Genomic DNA, 2,748 nt, shown 5'->3' with positions numbered 1-2,748 from the left:
TGGAGGTGCTCGGCGTCACCCGCGAGGGGATGGATCGTACCCGTACGAAGGCACGCTTCGCCACGCCGTTCTCCCTCCGTGTCCGCACGCCCGACGGAGTGATCGAGGACGTCGCGGCTCGCGCGGTGATCGATGCCTCGGGCACGTATCGGTCGCCGAATTCGATGTCTTCGGGCGGGCTTGCCCTGCTCGGCATGGCCGAGATCGCCGACCGGGTCACCGACGCACTGCCCGATGTGCTCGGCCGGGACCGCGCCCTGTTCGCCGGCCGCCACACCACGGTCGTCGGTGCTGGTCACTCCGCCGCGAACACGCTGCTGGGCCTCGTAGAGCTTACCCGCGAAGAGCCCGGGACGACCGTGACTTGGCTGATCCGCAACACCCAGGCGGTGCGCGTCTCCTCCTCGCCCGATGACGAACTGGCCGACCGGGCGCGCCTGGGCGGCCGGGTCGACCAGGCGGTCGCCGACGGACGTATCGGCGTCCTCGACGGGTTCGAGATCATCCGCGCCCACCGCACCGGCGACGCGGTCGAGCTCGTCGGACATCGTCGCGGCGAGGTCGCCACGCACATCACCGACATGGTCGTGAACGCCACCGGCTTCCGCCCCGATCTCGACATGCTGCGCGAGATCCGCCTCGAGCTCGATGACATCGTCGAAGCTCCCAAGCGGCTGGCACCGCTGATCGACCCGAACGTGCACTCCTGCGGCAGCGTCGAGCCTCACGGGTTCCGCGAACTCAGCCACCCGGAGAAGGGCTTCTTTGTCGTGGGGATGAAGTCCTACGGGCGCGCACCTACATTTCTGCTCGCCACCGGGTACGAGCAGGTCCGCTCGGTGACGGCGTGGCTGGCCGGAGATACCGCATCCGCCGCGAACGTGGAACTCGTCCTGCCCGCAACGGGGGTCTGCTCCACCGACGCGAGCGACGGAGGCGGATGCTGCTCGTGACGACGATCCGCAGCATGACCGCGGCGGACTGGACGGCGGTGGAGGAGATCTACAGGCACGGGATCGAAGACGGCGAAGCCACCTTCGAAACACAGACCCCGACCTGGGAGGCATTCGACTCCGGCAAGCTCCCTGAGCCACGCCTCGTCGCCCTCGAAGAAGATGGAGCCGTGGTGGGATGGGCAGCCGCATCGCCCGTCTCGGCGCGCTACGCATACCGAGGCGTGATCGAGCACTCCGTCTACATCCGCCGCGACGCGCGCGGCCAAGGCCTTGGTCGACTCCTGCTAGACGCGTTCGTGACCGCAGCCGATGAGGCGGGATTATGGACGATCCAATCAAGCATCTTCCCTGAGAACACGGCCAGCCTCCGCGTGCACGAGTCAGCCGGCTTCCGCGTGATCGGCACGCGTGAACGCATCGCCCGCTCGGCCCTGGGCGCACACGCCGGACAGTGGCGTGACACTGTGCTGATCGAGCGCCGCAGCAGGGTGAACGGGACGGGCTGAAACGGCGATGGATGACGCGCAACTGAGGCGGCACCTCAGCGCCCCGCGAGCGTTGGTCTTGGACATCCTCGGTGCTGAGGGTCCCGCGGACAGCACTCAGATTCTGCACGCCTGGATCGACCGCAGGCCCGCAATGACCGATGCCCATCGGCGTCGACTGCCGCGGATGGTCGGGGAAATCGTGTGGCGATTGAAGAACCTCGAGTGGATCCGCGATACCGGTGGCACATACATGCTCACCGCGCTCGGTGAGCGCGCGCGCACCCAGGCCCGCGCTGAGCGGTGACGGGCCAGCTCCCACCATCAGCAAATAGACTGCGGTCTATGAGTACTGGCACGGGCCCGCGTGAGCTGACGATTCTCGGAGACCCGACCCGTGCACGAATCGTGCGGCTGATTCGCGACTCGCCCGACGGACGCGCACTCGTCGGTCGCCTTGCAGACTCGCTCGGCCTCCGCCAGCCGACCGTCAGCCACCACATGAAGGCCCTCGCCACCGACGGCATCGTCCTGCGACACCCCGAGGGGCGAGTCGTCTGGTATTCACTGGACCCACGCAACGCCGAGCGCGTCGACGCACTCCTCGGAGACGACGCAGCTCGACCAGAAACAGAACTGGATCTGCCGCGAATCGTCGAGGACCTTGCCGAGCGATATCGCGGCACATTCAGTGCAGAGACCGTCGAACGCTATGTGACCGAGAGTCACGAGCTTCTGTCCTCGGATAGTCCCACGCCGCTCCTCGGGTCCCGAATCGCCGCGTTCGCCACCCTCCGCCTTGACGCGCTCGCCCGGACCGAAACAACTCATCACGCCGTTCCCGAAGTGCTCTTCGTCTGCGTCGAGAACGCCGGACGATCTCAACTTGCCGCCGGGATACTGCGCCAACTCGCCGGTGATCGCGTGCTCGTCCGTACCGCCGGCTCCGCCCCGGCTGATGCCGTGCGAGCAACGATCGTCACCGCCCTCGACGAGATCGGTGTCCCACTCGGGGGTGAGTTCCCCAAGCCACTCACAGACGAAGCCGTCCGCGCTGCCGATGTCGTCGTGACGATGGGATGCGGCGACGCCTGTCCCGTCTACCCCGGTCGGCGCTATCTCGACTGGGACATCGACGATCCCGTAGGCAAGCCCCTGGAGTCGATCCGTGCGATCCGTGACGACATCGACGCGCGCGTTCGGGCGCTGCTTACCGAGCTGGTCGCGGGTTGATCGTTCACTAACCTGTAAACCAACAACCAATAGATCGTGGTCTATGCTTTCGATTGAGGAAAGCGAGACACCAT

At 66.7% G+C, this 2,748-nt stretch carries 3 protein-coding genes; all 3 read left to right on the top strand.

Annotation, left to right across the window (positions count from 1 at the left end; translation table 11 throughout):
* Window positions 1-953 (top strand): NAD(P)-binding domain-containing protein (locus tag VFX99_RS12440; protein WP_329666608.1); only part of this gene is annotated, 953 nt, incomplete at its 5' end.
* Window positions 941-1,462: an N-acetyltransferase family protein gene (locus VFX99_RS12435; RefSeq protein ID WP_329666607.1), complete on the top strand. Its 522-nt coding sequence runs from the start codon at window positions 941-943 to the stop codon at window positions 1,460-1,462. The genes VFX99_RS12440 and VFX99_RS12435, both read left to right, overlap by 13 nt.
* A gap of 324 nt (window positions 1,463-1,786) precedes the next feature.
* On the top strand, window positions 1,787-2,674 hold the full coding sequence (locus VFX99_RS12430) for a metalloregulator ArsR/SmtB family transcription factor (RefSeq protein ID WP_329666606.1): 888 nt from the start codon (window positions 1,787-1,789) through the stop codon (window positions 2,672-2,674).
* Window positions 2,675-2,748: the final 74 nt, after the last annotated feature.

The sequence above is a fragment of the Microbacterium sp. genome, assembly GCF_036277215.1.
Taxonomy (GTDB): Bacteria; Actinomycetota; Actinomycetes; order Actinomycetales; family Microbacteriaceae; genus Microbacterium.
Note: the sequence above shows the minus strand (reverse complement) of the source record. Positions and strands in the feature narration are given on the sequence as shown.

Excerpts from the sequence above, each read along its gene's own strand:
- VFX99_RS12435 (WP_329666607.1), top strand. The coding sequence starts at position 941 with ATGCTGCTCGTGACGACGATCCGCAGCATGACCGCGGCGGACTGGACG.
- VFX99_RS12430 (WP_329666606.1), top strand. The coding sequence starts at position 1,787 with ATGAGTACTGGCACGGGCCCGCGTGAGCTGACGATTCTCGGAGACCCG.